Raw genomic sequence first — 18,620 nt, forward strand, 5'->3', positions numbered from 1 at the left:
TATCTATCCTAAACCTAAACCTAAATCTTTTCCGTTAAATATTTCCAGTAGCGTTTTGGTACATGTTGGTAATGCAGTTTTAAATTTTTTCTTTCCGGAATATTGGTTTTAAAAAAGTAGCGTTGCCACAATTTCTGATATCTAATTTCTTCTTCGTGCAGTAATTCTTCTGTTTTTTTAAATTGATAAATCTGGTCTTTTTCAGGATAAAAAACTTCTACATTCTCTAAATTATAGAAAACCCCATAATGTCTTTTTAAATCAAATATCATCCATTTTTGATCTTGATAACGGTCTTTAAAATGTTTTATAATTAAAGGCAAAACATTAAAATCAGGTTCAATTTTAGCAAAATAAACGTCGTCTTTTAGTTTTTCAAACCTTACAAAAGCGTGCATTCTGTGAATTTCGCGGTTGATGGATTTGTTAATTTTTGATATTTCTAAAATCTGTCCATCCGCGTAATTCTGTAAAACATCAACTAATGGATTTTTAATTGATTTCTGAATTGCGCTTAAAATTAGAAATTCCAGATCATCTCTTTCTGAAAGGTAAACTTTTAGCAACTGCGAAATTCCTGACTTGCCTATATTCTTTTCTAATTTATTTAAAACCCGCTCAGATTTTTCATTTGATGTAAAAACCTCGTGAACTTCCGCAAACATATTTTCACTGCTATAATTTTCCTTTGAAATAATTTTTGGCAGCAACAATTTATATTCAAAAACCTCGAAAACTGCCGTTAATAAACCTTCAAAACTGCCATCATAAATTATAGTCGTCATTTAAAATAAACTTAACTGTTCTGAAAATGGATTCTGAAATTTCGATTTCATTCCTGTTAAAATCACCTTGCGGAAATTTTGCTCGTCAATATATTTCGTGAAAATATTATGAGAATCAAATTCTACAAAATATTTGGCGCGGTTCAATGCAACGCCCATTTTCTTTAAATTATCTAAATTTAATTTTTGAAAACGCCTTGCGCTCAAGATTTTATTAACCGATTTCCCACCAATTCCGGGAATTCTCAACAGCATTTGTTTCGTAGCCGTATTTACATTTACCGGAAACTGTTCGCGGTTTCGCAACGCCCACGCCAATTTTGGATCAACTTCCAGATCAAGAAAAGGATTTTCTTTTTCTAAAATTTCATCTGCTTTAAAACCATAAAAACGCATCAACCAATCGGCTTGATACAATCTGTTTTCCCTCAACATTGGGACTTGCGAATGAATGGAAGGCAATCTTGCATCTTCCAACATCGGGACGTAACCGGAATAATAAACCCGTTTTAGATTAAAATTCTGGTAAAAATGATCCGCGACTTTTATAATTTTTAGATCTGTTTCATCTGTCGCGCCGACGATCATTTGCGTAGATTGTCCGGCAGGTGCAAACTTCGGGACTTTTCTAAATATTTTTTTTTCTTCCTTATATAAAATCAATTCGTTTTTCACAAAACCCATTGGTTTTATCATTTCGGAATGTGATTTGTCGGGCGCCAATAATTTTAAACCTTTCTCGGTGGGAATTTCAATATTTATGGAAAGTCTGTCGGCGTAAAGTCCGGCTTCTTTCATAATTTCATCGCTCGCACCGGGAATTGATTTTAAATGAATATAACCGTTAAATTTATGTTCATTGCGCAGTTTTTTTGCCACGCGAACGAGTCTTTCCATGGTTGTATCAGAATCTGTAAAAATCCCAGAACTTAAAAATAATCCTTCAATATAATTTCTGCGGTAGAAATTCATAGTCAGATCCACGACTTCTTCCACGGTAAAAGCGGCGCGTTTGATATCGTTGGTTTTTCGGGAAACGCAATAGGCGCAATCGTAAATGCAATGGTTTGTAAGCAGAATTTTTAAAAGCGAAACGCATCGGCCGTCTTCAGTGTAAGTGTGGCAAATTCCCATGCCGTGACTGTCGCCCAAACCGCCGTTTTTATTTTTGCGGTTTCCGCCGCTTGAAGAGCAGGAAACATCGTACTTTGCAGCATCTGCAAGGATTTCCAGTTTCTCTTTTATGCGCTCTAAACTCATTACTTAATTTTGTTTAACAAAGCAGTAAAAATACAAAAAATTAGTAAATAGTTTTACTAATTTTTTATAAATTGTGGTATTTTGCTATAAATTTTAGCAAGAATTATTGATGAATAAATGTAGTTTAAGAGAAAACTTTTTTTAAGCAGTCGCTGGATTTATGTTAATTTGTCCACCAATTGCTTTTAAGACTTTCATAATTGTGGCAAATTGTGGTTTTGCCCCTTCAGATAGTGCTTTGTACAAACTTGGTCTACTAAGACCAGTTTCTTCGGCAATTTTACTCATACCAATTGCTTTGGCAATATTTCCGATAGCAGCAATTATTTCGGAATCATTTCCTTCTTCCAAAACAGAATTAAGATATTCAGCAATCATTTCGTTACTGTCTAAGTAATCGGCAATATCAAATTTTGATGTGTTCATTTCTTTTATTTTTTTAATTCATTCCAAATTTCACACGCTTTTTCAATGTCTTTTTGTTGGGTTGATTTATCACCACCAATTAGAAGAATAATGATTTTTCCATCCATTTCTTTCAAGTAAATTCTATAACCTTTTGCGTAATTAATTTTCAATTCTAGAATTCCATTTCCAACTGGTTTAAAATCTCCAAAATGTTCTTCGTTTTCCAATTTTTGAATTCTGAACAAAATTTTTGCTTTAGCCCTTAAATCTTTTAATTTTCTAAACCATTTATCGAATTCTGTCGTTTTTTCAATAAAGTACATATTAAAACTGTATTCATTTGGATACAAATTTAATGATAAATTTTTGAATTTTGGAAATCATTCTTGGTGAAATTTCAAAAGATAAGTTTGCCCTAAATCTCCACCAAAACCGGACAATGATCAGAATGAACGACCTGCGTTAAAATTTCTACGGTTTTTAATCTCTCAATTAAAGGTGCGGTTAGAAAATGATAATCCAAACGAAATTGCATTTTTTAATAACAACCAAAATATTTAAATTTCTACATATAAAAAACCGCGGATATAAAATTATCCACGATTTTAAATTTTAAAAAATTTAGTTCAAAAAAATTTAAACAAAACTTTCTTTGAATCTTTCGAAATGACAGGTATAACCATTTGGGTTTTTCAATAAATAATCTTGATGTTCTGGTTCTGCCGCCCAAAAAGTAGAGTAGGGCTCTAAAGTTGTTACGATTTCGCCGTCCCATTTTTTGGAAGCGTTTACAATTTTAATCACTTCTTCCGCTTCTAATTTTTCTTCTTCATTTTGAAAAAATATCGCCGAACGGTAGCTTGAACCTTTATCGTTTCCTTGTCTATCGATGGTAGTTGGGTTATGGATTCTATAAAAATAATCGAGAATTTTTTTGAAAGAGGTTAAGTTTGGGTCATAAGTCAGTTCAATCCCTTCGGCGTGGCCGGGATGATTTCTGTAAGTTGGATGGTCGTTTTCACCGCCAATATAGCCTACTTCAGTATCAATTATGCCAGGTTGAGTTCTGAAAAGTTCTTCCATTCCCCAAAAACATCCGCCTGCGATGTAGGCTTTTTTATATGTGCTCATAAATAGTAAGTGTTTAATTTTTTATAAAATCTTTCAAAATTGCAAAACAATTTAGAAAAATATTTCTTTTTATTATTGTTTTTTTTACTTAAAAATATAGATTAATAAAATGATTGCCAACCGAAGCTAAGCGTTTTTTACTGGTATCTTTTGTGTTCTTTACTTTTTGTAAATAAAGTGGTTATAGGTTTGAAAAAGGTCTTGTATTTTTCAACATCAAAGACTTGTGAATCTGTTAATGCCTTGTATGTGAGCCAAATACCAAATGGGAAAAGCAAAATATTGGGTAACCAAGCAGCAACGTAAGGATTCATTTTTCCTGCCCACGATAGATTTTCCATCGTTAAATTTAAGACATAGAAAATGATGAAAATAACAATCGCAATTACCACCGGAAGACCCATTCCACCTTTTCGTATGATGGAACCGAGGCTAGATCCTATTAAAAAGAAAATAATACAAGTGACGGAGTACGCAAAAATCCGTTGTTGGTACATCACAATTTTGCTGTAATATTTTACAGAAGTTAGAATTTGTTCTTGTTTTGCGGTGTTGGCGTTATTTAGATTTTTAATTTTATTGTAGGCAGAATACAGCATTTCTAATTTCTTTTTCTCATTTACTGTATCCAATTTTATTTGCGGTGCAACTGCTTGTCTTGGCTTCGTTATATCTACATAATTGATGTAATTATTGGTTTGGCTAATAAATTCATCGCTTATATTTTTGAAACTGATTTTATTGTCTTTTCGATTATCGGCAATACTTTTGTTTAGTTCTGTATAATTTTGAAATCGATAATCATCTGAAATTTTTTGATCTTCAATTGCTTGGGCTATGAGATCACTAATGTCGAAATGCGAAACCAAAGTATCGAATTTTATAGACTGATCGGGTTGTTTCTGCCGGTCCCTGTAATCTTTATTTGCGATATCATCTTCAAAAATATAACCATCATATAGCGTAAGTTTCAAAAAATAACCGTCTTTTGTGGGTGAAAATTTTCCCCGTTTCGCAACTATTGATTGCTGATTTTCATAAGAATTGGCTTTTTTATGCACAAAAACACCTTCGATATTTTCGCCATTTTTGCCTAATATTTTATCAAATTTCACTTGATATCCCGGAATTTGATCTATAAATTGCCCTGGCGTAAAGTTTAAAGCGGGTTTTGTAGTCGCAATATTATAAAACATATTTTTCGCTTTACGCTGAAAATCTGGAATAATATTATTAGAGAAAAAGAAGAGTAAAACGGCTAAAAAACTAACGGTAAAAAAAAGCGGCATCATAATTCTAGTGAGCGAAATTCCCGCTGCTTTCATGGCTGCCAACTCATATCTTTCGCCAAATTCCCCAAAAGTCATGATGGAAGAAAGCAAAATGGTTAAAGGTAAAACTAGCGTTACAACGCTTACGCCCATATAAAAAAGGAGTTTCAGGATCTCCCAATAACTTAATCCCTTTCCCAAAAACTGCCCCAATTGGATCCAAATAATATTAACAATGAAGATGAAAAACAACACACTGAAAATGAAAATAAAGGGACCAAAAAATGTTTTGATGATGTATTTATCCAGTTTTTTAAACATGGGCCAAATTTAAACAAAAAGCCCCAAAGTTTTACTTCGAGGCGTTATATTTAACAGAAATTAATAGATTTCTAAAGTTCTGTGATAATGTAATTTTTATACTGGTTTTTCTCAAAACTAAACATGTCTGCGCTCAAATTTTGATTTTCCTTAAAATCTTTAATAGCAATTACTGAAATGCTTTTATCTTTTGCAAACTGCTCCAATTTTACCAATTCATTTTTTGCAGAATTTACGTAAAGGTAAACATATTTTAAGCCATTATCTTTAATCGGTGTAAGTTGAATTCTGTCTGCATTTACGCCATTCACTCTTATTTTGCCTAAATATTTTACGTTGTAATCTTTGTTGTAAGATTCTAAATAACTAAGTGGCGAAAACATAGATTCGTTACCATTTGGCTTTGCAATCGTCACTTCTTTGTCTTCATCACTGATGTTATAAACTTTATTTCCGTCGAAAATTTGCTCCGTTCCCATTATTTTCAACTTGTATTTATCCTTTGCGCTATAAAAAATCCCAGGTTCTGTTTTGGTGATTTTCCCTATGCCAGAGCCATACACAAATTTAAAATAGGTGTTTGCATTTTCTTTATAATTTTTAGTCACCGCATCTAAAATTGCTTTAGATTTTGCATCAATTTTTTGCGCTTGAAAAAAACCAAAGATGCTAAAAGTTAAAATTGCGAAAGTTATTTTTTTAAAAAATGTCATATTATTTAGTTTCAAAGGTTAGATGATAGAAAAGCATTTAGGTTAAACTTGTGTTTAAAATTATTAAATTCACTTGTGCCATTTCAAAAAGTACGCCAAGAAAATTATTAATATTTTAAAACAAAAAAAACAAAAAATCTATTTCTTCAATTCCTCCAAGAAGTTTTCCAAAGAATTCAAATCAGAAATCTGTACTTCTCGTGCTTTAGCACCATTGAAACCTCCCACAATTCCACAAGCTTCTAGTTGATCCATAATTCTTCCGGCTCTGTTATATCCAAGTTTCAATTGGCGTTGCAACATCGATGTAGAACCTTGCTGCGTAGAAACTACAATTCTTGCAGCATCTTCAAAAAGAACGTCTTTTTCATTCGGATCAAATGCGCCAACTGTGGAACTTGAGTCTTCTGAAGAATATTCTGGCAACATAAATGCGCTTGCATAACCTTTTTGTTCGCCGATAAAATCAGCCAATTTTTCAACTTCTGGCGTGTCAACAAACGCACATTGCAAACGCAAAATTTCATTGCCATTAAAGTAAAGCATATCACCTTTTCCAATCAATTGATCGGCGCCGGGTGAATCTAAAATTGTTCGGGAATCTACGCTTGAAATTACTCGAAACGCCACTCTCGCGGGGAAATTGGCTTTTATCATTCCGGTAATTACGTTTACTGAAGGTCTTTGTGTAGCAACAATTAAATGAATTCCCACGGCTCTTGCGAGTTGCGCTAAACGGGCAATTGGTTGTTCTACTTCTTTGCCTGCAGTCATAATTAAATCTGCAAATTCATCGACTACCAAAACGATATAAGGCAAATAACGATGTCCATTTTCGGGATTTAATTTGCGCTGGGAAAACTTCTGATTGTATTCTTTTAAATTTTTGCAAAAAGCATTTTTTAATAAATCATACCGCTGATCCATTTCAATACACAAAGAATTTAAAGTATTGATAACCTTGTGTGTATCTGTAATAATCGCATCTTCGCCGTCTGGAAGTTTGGCTAAATAGTGCCGTTCTATTTTTGAGTAAAGTGACAATTCTACTTTTTTCGGATCCACCATTACAAATTTTAATTCGCTCGGATGTTTTTTGAATAAAAGCGAGGTTAAAATGGCGTTAATTCCCACAGATTTTCCTTGCCCGGTTGCGCCCGCCATCAATAAATGCGGCATTTTAGATAAATCTGCCATAAAAACTTCATTGGAAATTGTTTTCCCAAAAACTACGGGCAAATCCATATCTGTATTTTGGAATTTTGCTGAAGAAATGACACTTCGCATAGAAACCATTGTTGGATTTTTACGTGGAACTTCAATTCCAATTGTTCCTTTTCCGGGCATTGGCGCGATAATTCTGATACCTAAAGCAGAAAGATTTAAAGCGATATCATCTTGTAATTTTTTAATTGCAGAAACTCTGATACCTGCTTCAGGGACGATTTCGTATAAAGTTACAGTCGGCCCGATTGTGGCTTTAATTTCAGAAATTCCTACGTTGAAATTCTTTAATAATCCTACAATTTTATTTTTATTTTCTTCTAATTCTTCTTGATTGACTAGGATTTCTTCTGGCCCGTAATCCTTTAGTAAATTAATGGTTGGCATTTGAAACTTTGCCAATTCTAAACGGTGATCATATTCGCCGTGTTTTTCTACCAATTCATTAGCTTTCTTGTCATATTCATCCAACTCTTCTTTAGCAACTTCAACTTCAAATTTAAAATCATCAGTTTCTGAATTGCTTTTCGGCGCTGAGACTGGCGTGGATGTGAATGAAGTTTGGTTGGGTATTTTTATAGGATTAATATCGCTGGAAACTTTTAGGTTTATTGGCGCGGTTTCTAGATCTTTTACAATTACATTTTCTTTACTTAATGGTACATTTTCTGTCGTTTGTGCTTCATCTAGCAACTCTTCATCAGCCGAAAAATTTTCGCCAGAGTTTGGCATCATATCTTTTACGCGGCCAATTGTATTTTCATTCAAATCGTTTAATTTGGATTTTACGTTGGAAGGGTTTAGGTTAAATTCTAACATAAAATAAAGGCCTATACTTACCAAAAGCACCATCCATAAGCCAAATGTTCCGATAATAGCGTTTAAAAAATCCATTATTTGAAAACCGTAAACACCGCTTAAAACACCAGTTCCGCCAGTTATTGCACCCATAAAAATCGGCAGCCAACAAATGAAAAATAGGGAATGCCCAAAAGTTTTCCAGGGTTTAAAATAATTTTTTTTCAAAATTAAAAGTCCTGTTACCAAGCATAAAAAAGCAATTATAAATGCTGCAATTCCTATACTATCAAACACAAAAAAGTTACCCAGCCAATCGCCAATTTTCCCAAAAATATTGTCGGATTTTATGCTTTTATCTAGCAAAGTTCCGGCTTGGCTTTGGTCTGCCTTCCATTTCATTAAATAAGAAATAAAAGAAAGCGTTAGAACAATTGATGAAAATATGAGTAAAACGCCGAAAAATATTCTTGGTTTTGAAAGTATTTTTGCTGCTTCTACTTTATTTTGAGTGGTATTTTTTGATTTTTTTTCCATAATATAAGTGTGGCAAATTTAATATTTTTTAATGAAAATCTTTAAAATATCTGACTAATATCAATCTTAAAATCCCCAATTTATTAGTCTATCTTAAATATCATCCTTATTTTTGCTGCTTATTACTATGATTATGAATAAAATTCAAAGTATTCTGATTTCCACTAGAACGATGTCTGTTCTTTTACTTTGTTACGCTTTTTCTATGGCTTATGCCACATTTCTTGAAAACGACTACGGAACGCCTACTGCAAAGGCCCTGATTTATGAAGCATGGTGGTTTGAGTTAATTATGGTTTTACTAATTTTAAATTTTTTAGGCAATATTACGAGGTATAAACTTTGGCGTAAGGCAAAATGGCCGGTTTTGGCATTTCATTTGGCCTTCGTTTTTATTTTTATTGGCGGTGCCATCACCAGATACATTAGCTTTGAAGGACAAATGCACATTCGCGAGGGTGCAACCAGTAAAGAAATAGTTTCGGATAAAAATTTTTTTAAAATACAAATCGGGCAGTTGGGAGATGATTTAAGTTATCCCGATATTCCATTTATGATGATACCCGATATTGCAAGAAAAACCTCATTAATTGCAAAAGTTTTTCCACATAAATTTAAGGCCGCTTATGATTATCAAGGAAAAAAAGTGACCATAACGCAAGTGGCTTACATCCAAAGAAAAAAAGACAGTTTGGTGGTGTCGCCAAATGGTGAAAACTATCTTCATATTGTAACTGCAGGCGATACTGGCCGCCAAAATTTGTACATAAAACCGGGTGAAGCAAAAAGTTTAAATGGTACTTTGGTCACTTATAATAGGCCAATTGATGGTGCGATTGAATTTAATGACACCAGCGGAACAATGATGATTAAAACGCCTGAAGATGCCCAATTCATGACAATGGCTACTCAAAAAACAGGTACAACCAAAAAAGAAGAATTTCAGCCTTTAGTTTTACGAAGTTTATATAGCATTAAAGATTTAAAATTGGTAATCCCAGAACCAGTAAAGAAAGGAAAACTTATTTTTCTAGAAGGCGACAAAAAGAAGGACAAAAACTTGGCAGATATGCTAAGCGTGGAAGTTCAAGGGCCTAAAACCAAACAAATGGTAAATCTTTCGGTAGAAAAGGGAAATCCTGATGCATATAAGCAAATTACGATAGACGGTTTAAATATTATTTTGGGTTTTGGCCCAAAAATTTACAACACACCTTTTTCTTTGAAATTAGACAAATTTGTGATGCAAACTTATCCTGGCAGTTCGTCTCCATCGGCTTACGAGTCTCATGTTCAGATTTTGGATAAAGGGAAAGAAACCCCATTTAAAATATTTATGAATCATGTTTTAAATTATGATGGCTACAGATTTTACCAATCCAGTTTTGATCCGGATAGAAAAGGAACAATCTTATCCGTCAACCACGATTTTTGGGGAACAGCATTTACTTATTTTGGCTACAACTTATTGTTTATCAGTTTGATGATTACCTTGTTTTGGAAAGGTACACACTTCTGGAAATTAAATGATAATTTGAAAGCCGTGAAATTGAAAAAAATGGCGATGGTCGTTTTACTTTTGCTGTCTTTTGGTTTAAATGCACAAAAAATTGAAACGCACGGCACATCAGATGGAAGTTCAGAACACGTACATTCTGCCGATGACGGGCATCAGCATGAAGATGCAAATTTGCTCACTTCACAAAATCCAGATGCTCAGAAACCAGTAGTTGGGCCATTAAAATCGCCTTCTTTGATTTCTCCCGATGCCATTATTGCTAAAAATAAAATTGATAAAGCACACGCAGATAAATTTGGCTATTTATTAGTTCAAAATTATGAAGGTAGAATAGTACCGATGAATACGCAGGCTCTGCAAGTTTTAAGAAAATTATACAAACACGACGAGTTTAAAGGGAGCGATGGCAAATCTTTAGATGCCAACCAATGGTTTCTTTCCATCAATACAGATACGCCGAGTTGGACGATGGTGCCAATTATAAAAGTGGGCGATAAAGGTGGCGAAGAATTAAAGAAAAAAACCAAAGCCAATGATGAAGGTTATACCTCTCTGATGTCTTTATTTCCGTCTGATGGCAAAGGGAATTTGGTATATGTTTTAGAAGAAGATTACCAAACTGCATTTCGAAAAAAAGCAAGCGACCAAACCAATTATGATAAAGAAGTAATTGCTGTAAACGACCGAGTTCAGGTATTTAATGAATTTTTTAGTGGTCAATTTATGCGCATTGTTCCTGTGCAAAATGATCCCAATAACACCTGGCATTCTTGGCTAGATAAAAATATGGAACCAGATGAAGCTTCGCAAAAAGTAATGGGTCCTTATTTTTCTTCAGTTCTTGACGCAGAACAAACTGGCGATTGGAGCAAAGCAGATGTAGAATTAAAAAAACTTGAAGATTACCAACAATTATGGGGAAAGAATGTAGTACCTCCGAAAAATAAAGTGAATTTGGAGGTTTTTATGAATAAAGTAAATCTTAATTTTAGACTTCTTATTTTTTATTCCATAATCGGAGGATTACTTATTTTATTAGGTTTTATAGAACTTTTTAAACCCAATAAAATATTAAATAAAGTAATAAAAGTTTTGATAGGAATTGGCGCAATTGGCTATTTTCTTCACTTTTTAGGATTGGTCGCCAGATGGTATATTTCTGGCCACGCCCCTTGGAGCAATGGTTATGAAGCCATTATTTTTATTTCTTGGATTGGGATTACGGCAGGTTTGGCTTTATACAGAAACTCCAACGCTCTGATTCCCGCTGCAGGTTTTATGGTTGCTGTCATTATGATGGGATTTGCGCATGGCGGCTCTGCTTTAGACCCGCAAATTACGCCTCTCGTGCCAGTTTTGAAATCGTATTGGCTCATTATTCACGTCGCGATTATTACTTCTAGTTATGGGTTTTTCGCTCTTTCGATGATTATTGCAGTCATTACTTTGATATTTTACATTATTTCCAACAAAAAATTGTACGATTTTCACCACGATACTACTTTAAAAGAACTTACGATAGTTTCAGAAATGTCTCTAACAGTTGGGCTTTTCGCATTAACAGTCGGTACTTTTTTGGGCGGAATTTGGGCTAATGAATCTTGGGGAAGATATTGGAGCTGGGATCCAAAAGAAACTTGGGCATTTATTTCTGTAATAGTTTACGCATTTGTAATGCACATGCGTTTGGTGCCTGGTTTGCGTGGTAGATGGGCTTTTCATGTTGCAACGATGTTCGCATTTTGCTCTATGGTGATGACGTATTTTGGCGTAAATTATTACCTCTCAGGTTTGCATTCTTATGCGGCAGGAGATCCAATTCCAGTGCCACTTTGGGTGTATATTGGCTTGGCTTTTATGCTCACTTTGTCGGTGGCTTCTTATATAAAATTTAAAAAACTAAAGAACAATTAAAATCATTTAGTAATTGTAAGAATTAGCGTTTCGCGTTCGAATAATAGAGAATCCTGAAATTTTTTCAGGATTTTTTTTTGCCTATATAGAGAAATTAGCAATTTGGCATTAAAGTCAGGAGTATTTGGATTTTTAGCAATGAAAGTAAGATCATAAAAGGGCAATATGAATAACCTGAGTTCGATTGTAAAATAATTCTAAAACATCAATAGGAACGGGCTTTAGCCCGTTTTTAAAATTTAAAATTCAAAATTGGCTTTAGCCAAAGTGTAGATGAAATTTCTTAAGTCTTTTAATTTTCACATCGGGCTAAATACTGACTTATAATCGATTGACAATTAAAATATTAAAGACAAAATAGCAATCCAGAACAGGTTTATAATAGTTTTGAATTAATTAGGAATTTTATTGTGTGAGAAGTTAATTAAGAAATATTCTCAGTTTCGCACACCAGCAAGATTTTCAAAATACGTTCCAAACTCAGCAATATGACTTCCAAACCAAGAAAATGCTTCGCCATCTACAAGTAAAATCTTTATTTTTGGGAAACGTATTTGCAATTCTAAAACGTGCTTTTCATTAAAAGGAAACGGCTCTGTAGAAAGAAAAAGATAATCTGCTTTTTCTAAATCTTCGAGATTAATTTCAGGATATCTTTTTTGATTTTTAAAAATATTTTCGAAGCCGATTTTTTCTAGAATTTCATTGATGAAAGTGTCGCCGCCAATTGTCATTAAGGGATTTTGCCAAATTAAATATGCGACTTTTTTGGGTTTATTTTCTTTAAAATTATCGAAAATTGCTGTAATTTTTTGGTTAAATTTTTCTGCTTCATTTCTATTTTTTAAAACCATTCCGAGTTCCCAAAGAAAATTTTCATTGTCTTTTAGATTTTTAATATCAGAAACCCAAACGCGGAAATATTTCTGCAATTCTTCAACCTGTTCTTTTACGTTTTCTTCTTTATTGGCTAAAATTAAATCTGGTTTTAAAGCTTTAATTTTCTCTATATTCAGATTTTTTGTGCCGCCAATTATTGGAATATTTTTAACCAAATTTTCAGGATGAATGCAGAATTTTGTTCTTCCAACCAGTTCATGATTGTCTAAACCTAAATCAAATAAAGTCTTAGTAATTGACGGAACAAGCGAGATAATTTTCATTAAAGAAAGTTACAAAAGTTTCCCCGAAAGAAATAAACCAGCAACGGTGAAGTAAATAATTAAACCAGTCACATCCACCAAAGTTGCTACAAATGGCGCAGAAGAAGTAGCGGGATCTAGTTTTAATTTTTTTAAAATAAATGGAATCATAGAGCCAGAAAGTGTGCCCCACAAAACTATTAAAAGCAAAGAAAAAGAAACGCTAAATCCGATGGCAACCCAATGATCGCCGTAATTATAAAAGCCCGTTTTTTGCCAAGTCCAAATTCTGATAAAACCGATTACTCCTAAAAGTGCACCCAGAAAAATACCGGAAACGATTTCCTTTTTCATGACGTACCACCAATCTTTTAAGGTGATTTCTTGCAAAGCCATCGCACGAATTATCAAAGTGGCGGCTTGTGAACCAGAATTTCCACCACTAGAAATAATTAGCGGAACAAATAAGGCCAAAACCACTGCTTTTTGAATTTCATGTTCGAAATAACCCATTGCAGAAGCGGTCAACATTTCAGAAACGAATAAAATAATCAGCCAAGTTCCGCGTTTTTTTATCATTTCTATCCAAGAAGTTTGCGTGTAAGGCAAATCTAAGGCTTCCAAACCACCAAATTTTTGGATGTCTTCGGTATTTTGAGATTCAATTTGATCTAAGATATCATCAATCGTTACAATCCCGACCAAAACGCCAGAATCTGTAATAATCGGAAGCGCACTTCTATCATATTTTTCGAAATAGGGAACAGCGTCTTCTTTTGTGGTTGTGGTTTTTATCGCCACAAATTCGTTATCGGTTAATTCTGAAATCAGTTGATCTTCTTCCGCTAAAAGCAAAGTTCCAATCGTGATATCATCAATTAATTTATTTTTTTCATCAACCACGTAAAGAAAGTTCATGGTTTCTACCCGTTCACCAACTCGTTTTATCTGCTGAAAACATCTTTTTACAGTCCATTCTTTTCGAATTTGAATGTAATAAGGCGTCATCAAACGCGCGATGGAATTGGAATCGTAACCCAAAAGTTTCAGTGCGACGCGTCTTTCTTGCGGATTTAATAGATTGATGGAAGATTTGATGAGTTCATCTGGGAAATCTTCAAAAAGTTGCGTTCTATCATCCGGCGACATTTCATTCAAAATGTCTGCAACTTCGTGGGAAGCGATACTTCGAATGGTTTCTTCTTGAAAATCTGGATTTAGATGGGAAAATACGTCGGCTTTATATTCTTTTGGAACCTTTAAAAATGCAATCAACCGTTCGTCTGGATGCAATGCACTCAGATTTTCAGCGATATCGGCAGGATTTAAAACGAGTTCTTCAATCATAAAACAAACAGCATTTTTAGATGCCGCAAAAATAAAGGAAAAAATTTAAAAAATATCATAAGCGATTGATTAATATAGAATTTATTGGAAAGAAAATTTTAATTGGTTAAAATAATTTGGAAAGTTTGATATGAACTATTTATTCAATACATGAAAAAGAAATATTGCAAAAGAGACAAAACTGAATATTTATATTTTAAGAAATTCAAAAGGTTGCAAAATGTTCACTTTTTGCTCTTTTGTGGTTAAGAATTTTTCTAAAATATTTGTTATTTACAAAACAAACATTTAGCAAAAAAAATCCCCGCAAAATAAATTGCAGGGACTTTTCGAATTTTTTTTGTATTTGTTACGCGCCACAAGATGCGCCCTCGTCGGTATAGCCCATTTTTGCTAAAATTCTATCGAGCAAACACCAATTTGTTATAGAAGATTGAAGCAAATTTAGCCCTACAAATCCAGTTAAATAAAGCCAATTTTGGCTCACGTAAATGGATAAAAGTACACTTACCAAAATCATGGTTCCTGCAAATGCGTGTATAATTCTAGTTTTCATATGTAGATTTCTATTTTTTTTAAGGTCATATTTAAAATTGTTCTTCTAATGCAACAAGCGCAATATGAATATTGGAAAGCGATTCTTGTTTGGCATTAAATTCTTTTACTTTTTCTAGAATTTGCACCGAATTTTCTGCTGATACAAAAACCGTGAAAAGCAAAGATTCGGTTTCAGAATAAGAAGAGGCAAACCAATTTTCTAAAACATTGCTGTCTTTTTCATTCTTAAAACCTCGAACTTCGTGATAGGTAAATGATTTTGCGCCAGATTTCACGAGAATATTTTTCACGTCTTTTTCAAATTCGGTGATGGCTGTTATGAGTAAGAGTTTCATATTTTGCTGTTTTAAAATCTCTGCCGAAAAATCTTTCGGCAGAGATTTAGGTTAATTAATCTTGAGTTTTTTCTTCAATTTCAGTTGATTCTTCAATTTCGTTTTGAAGCCAATTTTTCTTTTCAGACATGTAATATATTAATGGAATAACTATCAATGTCAATAGAGTAGAAACGATTGCTCCAAATACTAATGAGATGGCCAAACCTTGGAAAATTGGATCAAATAAAATAATAATTGCTCCGATTACCACTGCGCCAGTTGTTAATAAAATCGGCGTTGTTCTTACGGCTCCGGCTTCAATAATGGCTTGTTTTATGGGTTCTCCTTCTCGCAATCGAATTTCAATAAAATCTATTAAAAGGATGGAATTCCTCACCATAATTCCGGCCAAAGCAATCATCCCGATAAATGAAGTTGCTGTGAAAAATGCACCTAAAAGCCAGTGTCCAAAGACAATCCCAATCAACGAAAGTGGAATGGCAATCATCATCATAATCGGCGTTTTAAAGTTTTGGAACCAACCGACAATCAGCATATAAATTATAATAATTACTACTAAAAACGCCACGCCTAAATCTCGGAAAACTTCTAATGTAATTTGCCATTCTCCATCCCATTTCACGGTGTAGTTAGACTCATCTTTTGGCGCATTCATATATAATTCGTTTAAAGAATAGCCTTCTGGAAGTTTAATATTTTTTAGTTTTTTATCCATTCCAAGAATAGCGTAAGCCGGACTTTCTAATCCACCTGCCATATCTGCAAGCACATATACCACGCGTTTTTGATCTTTTCGGTAAATAGATTTTTGCAAAGTTTCGCGTTTTACTTTTACCAAATCTTTCACAGGAACCATTCCATTGCTACCTTTTATTTTTAAATCGGTAATGTCTGAAATGCTTGTTTTCTCATTATTATTTAATTTCATAATGATATTTACTGCGTCGTTAGATTTTGGATCCATCAAAGTTCCGATAGGATGTTCGCCGATTAAATAGGTAAGATTTCCTACAATTTGTTGTGGCGCAACACCATTTAACATTGCTTTTTCTTTATCGGCTGCGATTTTAAACTCCGTTTGTGGTGCTTCAACCATCCAATCTACATCTACAACATCATCGGTTTTTCTTAAAATAGTTTCAAGTTGACTCGCAATTTTTATTTGTTCATCGTAGTTTGGCCCATAAACTTCTGCAACAATGGTTGATAAAACTGGCGGACCTGGCGGAACTTCTACAATTTTCACATTTGCACCATATTTTTTTGCAATTTTTTGAATTTCAACACGAATGGTTTTTGCCACCTCATGGCTTTGTTTTTTTCTATCTTCTTTACCTAAAAGATTAACTTGAATATCTGCAGTATTGCTACTTCCACGCAAATCATAATGGCGCACCAAACCATTGAAAGTAATTGGCGAAGAAGCACCAATGTAACTTTGATAATTCACCACTTCGGGAACAGTTTTAACGTATTGCGCAATATCTTGCGTTACCGCAGCAGTTCTTTCTAAAGTGGTTCCTTCTGGCATATCGATAATCACTTGCACTTCGTTTTTATTATCAAAAGGAAGCATTTTTACAGCGACAGATTTAGTGAAAAACGCTAGTACAGAAATCATCAACAGAAATACTGTAATGCCGAGCATTATCCATCTTTTCTTTTTACTATCGAGAAGTGGCTTCTCGATTTTTCTATAGATTTTATAGATAAAACCGGTTTCTAAACCTTGCTCTTCTTTATGTGCTTCGGAATCTTTTACTTTTAATAAATGAAATCCCAAATAAGGCGTAATTGTTAACGCGACAAAAAGGGAAAGTATCATCGCTATCGATGCACCAATAGGCATCGGCGACATGTAAGGTCCCATCATTCCGGAAACAAATGCCATCGGTAAAATAGCGGCAATTACCGTAAATGTTGCCAAAATTGTCGGGTTTCCCACTTCATTAATTGCGAAAAGTGCTGCTTGTTTAAATGGTAGTTTCTTCATGTGGAAATGCCTGTGCATATTTTCCGCAATAATAATACTATCATCGACGACGATTCCTACCACGAAAACCAAGGCGAAAAGTGTAATTCTATTCAGCGTGTAACCCAACATATAATAGGCAAAAAGCGTTAATGCAAAGGTTAATGGCACCGAAAAGAAAACGACGAGTCCGCCGCGCCATCCCATTGCAAGCATCACCAAAATGGTAACAGCGATAATGGCAATTCCCAAGTGACCCATTAACTCTGATACTTTGTGAGAAGCCGTTTCACCGTAATTTCGGGTTACTTCTACATGAACATCGTTTGGAATTAAATTTTTCTTTAATGATTCTACTTTTGTTAAAATTTCCTCGGAAATTTTCATGGCATCTGCACCTTTTACTTTTGATACAGAAAGCGTTACCGCGGGATATTCAGATAAAAAACTTTTGCCTTTTTCAGTGGCATTTCCATAGCCAAAATTCACATAATTTGTAGAAGAGGCTGGGCCATCTTCAATTTTTGCAACTTGCTTTAAATAAACAGGCATGTTTTGCGAAGTTCCGATTACCAAATTTCCAACATCTTCTGCTGAACTTAGAAACTCACCAGTTGTTACTAAATATTCTGTATCATTACTCTCAAAACTTCCCGATTGCGAACTGCCATTATTAGCTTGAATCATTTGCATAATGCCCAAAGCATCTACATTTAATTCTGCCATTTTATCTTTATCAACTATCACTTTCAGTTGACGGCTTCTTCCGCCAATCACGTCTGTTTGCGAAACGTCTTTTATCTTTTTTACTTGAGAAGCAAGTTCTTCTGTAATTTGTCTTAATTGAAAATCATTGTATTTATTGCTCCAAAGCGTTAAACCCAGCATCGGAACATCGTCTATAGAGCGCGTTTTTACCAAAGGATCTGTCACACCTTTGGGGAAAATGTTTTTGTTTTTCATCAACTCATCGTATAGTTTTACGTAAGAGCGTTCAGTATCTTCGCCAACGTAAAATTGTACAATAATCATCGCTTTGCCGTCCATAGACATACTGTGAACGTGCTCTACACCTTTGATGTTTGAGATTACTTTTTCTAAAGGTTTTACCACACGATTTTCAACTTCCGTAGGATTCGCACCGGGATAACCGACCATTAGATCTGCCATTGGTACAATTATCTGCGGCTCTTCTTCTCGCGGTATTAATGTGGAACTGTATGCACCAATAATCATCAACGCAACCATCAAAAGAATGGTGAGTTTTGAATTGATAAAGACTTTGGCTATTTTTCCTGCTATTCCTTCTTGCATAATTTTTTAATTTAATGAAAATCAATTTACCAATTTACCAATGTATCAATGTAAAAATTTGGTAAACT

14 protein-coding genes are annotated in these 18,620 nt (G+C 34.0%); 1 reads left to right on the forward strand and 13 read right to left on the reverse strand.

The features are described 5' to 3' along the window. Window positions 1–20: 20 nt before the first annotated feature. The 8 genes from C4S29_RS01525 to C4S29_RS01560 form a co-directional block, all read right to left on the reverse strand. On the reverse strand, window positions 21–785 hold the full coding sequence (locus C4S29_RS01525; RefSeq protein WP_103912358.1) for a TIGR03915 family putative DNA repair protein: 765 nt from the start codon (window positions 783–785) through the stop codon (window positions 21–23). After that, window positions 786–2,045: a putative DNA modification/repair radical SAM protein gene (locus C4S29_RS01530; protein ID WP_103912359.1), complete on the reverse strand. Its 1,260-nt coding sequence runs from the start codon at window positions 2,043–2,045 to the stop codon at window positions 786–788. Between the two features lie 141 nt (window positions 2,046–2,186). Continuing rightward, the gene (locus C4S29_RS01535; RefSeq protein WP_103912360.1) at window positions 2,187–2,471 is read right to left on the reverse strand and encodes an addiction module antidote protein; all 285 of its coding nucleotides are present in this window, start codon (window positions 2,469–2,471) and stop codon (window positions 2,187–2,189) included. A gap of 5 nt (window positions 2,472–2,476) precedes the next feature. Next, entirely contained in the window at window positions 2,477–2,776 is a 300-nt protein-coding gene (locus tag C4S29_RS01540; protein ID WP_103912361.1) for a type II toxin-antitoxin system RelE/ParE family toxin, read from the reverse strand. Window positions 2,777–3,089: 313 nt separating this feature from the next. Next, window positions 3,090–3,584 (reverse strand): peptide-methionine (S)-S-oxide reductase MsrA, encoded by a 495-nt coding sequence (gene msrA, locus C4S29_RS01545; protein WP_103912362.1) that lies wholly within the window; start codon window positions 3,582–3,584, stop codon window positions 3,090–3,092. A gap of 137 nt (window positions 3,585–3,721) precedes the next feature. Beyond that, window positions 3,722–5,176 carry an LptF/LptG family permease gene (locus tag C4S29_RS01550; protein WP_103912363.1) on the reverse strand — a complete coding sequence of 485 codons (1,455 nt, stop codon included), beginning with the start codon at window positions 5,174–5,176 and terminating at the stop codon, window positions 3,722–3,724. 71 nt (window positions 5,177–5,247) lie between these two features. Then, on the reverse strand, window positions 5,248–5,889 hold the full coding sequence (locus C4S29_RS01555; RefSeq protein ID WP_103912364.1) for a LolA family protein: 642 nt from the start codon (window positions 5,887–5,889) through the stop codon (window positions 5,248–5,250). A 138-nt stretch (window positions 5,890–6,027) separates the two neighbouring features. Next, a complete protein-coding gene (locus C4S29_RS01560) occupies window positions 6,028–8,448 on the reverse strand; it encodes an FtsK/SpoIIIE family DNA translocase (protein WP_103912365.1) in 2,421 nt (806 codons plus the stop codon). Window positions 8,449–8,581: 133 nt separating this feature from the next. Here C4S29_RS01560 and ccsA point away from each other — a divergent pair, with 133 nt between their 5' ends. Further along, window positions 8,582–11,881, forward strand: a complete 3,300-nt coding sequence (ccsA, locus tag C4S29_RS01565) for a cytochrome c biogenesis protein (protein WP_103912366.1) — start codon at window positions 8,582–8,584, stop codon at window positions 11,879–11,881. 437 nt (window positions 11,882–12,318) lie between these two features. On the opposite strand, the gene C4S29_RS01570 is transcribed toward ccsA, so the two are convergent. From C4S29_RS01570 to C4S29_RS01590, 5 genes are all read right to left on the reverse strand, one after another. Continuing rightward, on the reverse strand, window positions 12,319–13,044 hold the full coding sequence (locus C4S29_RS01570; protein WP_103912367.1) for an ABC transporter substrate-binding protein: 726 nt from the start codon (window positions 13,042–13,044) through the stop codon (window positions 12,319–12,321). A 9-nt stretch (window positions 13,045–13,053) separates the two neighbouring features. Further along, window positions 13,054–14,370, reverse strand: coding sequence for a magnesium transporter (gene mgtE / locus C4S29_RS01575; RefSeq protein ID WP_103912368.1), 1,317 nt, complete (start codon window positions 14,368–14,370; stop codon window positions 13,054–13,056). A 349-nt stretch (window positions 14,371–14,719) separates the two neighbouring features. After that, on the reverse strand, window positions 14,720–14,926 hold the full coding sequence (locus tag C4S29_RS01580) for a YgaP family membrane protein (protein ID WP_103912369.1): 207 nt from the start codon (window positions 14,924–14,926) through the stop codon (window positions 14,720–14,722). A gap of 31 nt (window positions 14,927–14,957) precedes the next feature. Then, window positions 14,958–15,263 carry a P-II family nitrogen regulator gene (locus tag C4S29_RS01585; protein WP_103912370.1) on the reverse strand — a complete coding sequence of 102 codons (306 nt, stop codon included), beginning with the start codon at window positions 15,261–15,263 and terminating at the stop codon, window positions 14,958–14,960. A 55-nt stretch (window positions 15,264–15,318) separates the two neighbouring features. Next, window positions 15,319–18,552: an efflux RND transporter permease subunit gene (locus tag C4S29_RS01590; RefSeq protein ID WP_103912371.1), complete on the reverse strand. Its 3,234-nt coding sequence runs from the start codon at window positions 18,550–18,552 to the stop codon at window positions 15,319–15,321. Window positions 18,553–18,620: the final 68 nt, after the last annotated feature.

It is taken from the genome of Halpernia humi (assembly GCF_900108025.1).
Taxonomy (GTDB): Bacteria; Bacteroidota; Bacteroidia; order Flavobacteriales; family Weeksellaceae; genus Halpernia; species Halpernia humi.

Coding starts and splice junctions, on each gene's coding strand:
- C4S29_RS01525 (WP_103912358.1), bottom strand. CDS start 785: ATGACGACTATAATTTATGATGGCAGTTTTGAAGGTTTATTAACGGCA.
- C4S29_RS01585 (WP_103912370.1), bottom strand. CDS start 15,263: ATGAAACTCTTACTCATAACAGCCATCACCGAATTTGAAAAAGACGTG.
- mgtE (WP_103912368.1), bottom strand. CDS start 14,370: ATGATTGAAGAACTCGTTTTAAATCCTGCCGATATCGCTGAAAATCTG.
- C4S29_RS01550 (WP_103912363.1), bottom strand. CDS start 5,176: ATGTTTAAAAAACTGGATAAATACATCATCAAAACATTTTTTGGTCCC.
- C4S29_RS01590 (WP_103912371.1), bottom strand. CDS start 18,552: ATGCAAGAAGGAATAGCAGGAAAAATAGCCAAAGTCTTTATCAATTCA.
- C4S29_RS01530 (WP_103912359.1), bottom strand. CDS start 2,045: ATGAGTTTAGAGCGCATAAAAGAGAAACTGGAAATCCTTGCAGATGCT.
- C4S29_RS01535 (WP_103912360.1), bottom strand. CDS start 2,471: ATGAACACATCAAAATTTGATATTGCCGATTACTTAGACAGTAACGAA.
- C4S29_RS01570 (WP_103912367.1), bottom strand. CDS start 13,044: ATGAAAATTATCTCGCTTGTTCCGTCAATTACTAAGACTTTATTTGAT.
- C4S29_RS01540 (WP_103912361.1), bottom strand. CDS start 2,776: ATGTACTTTATTGAAAAAACGACAGAATTCGATAAATGGTTTAGAAAA.
- C4S29_RS01580 (WP_103912369.1), bottom strand. CDS start 14,926: ATGAAAACTAGAATTATACACGCATTTGCAGGAACCATGATTTTGGTA.
- ccsA (WP_103912366.1), top strand. CDS start 8,582: ATGAATAAAATTCAAAGTATTCTGATTTCCACTAGAACGATGTCTGTT.
- C4S29_RS01555 (WP_103912364.1), bottom strand. CDS start 5,889: ATGACATTTTTTAAAAAAATAACTTTCGCAATTTTAACTTTTAGCATC.
- msrA (WP_103912362.1), bottom strand. CDS start 3,584: ATGAGCACATATAAAAAAGCCTACATCGCAGGCGGATGTTTTTGGGGA.
- C4S29_RS01560 (WP_103912365.1), bottom strand. CDS start 8,448: ATGGAAAAAAAATCAAAAAATACCACTCAAAATAAAGTAGAAGCAGCA.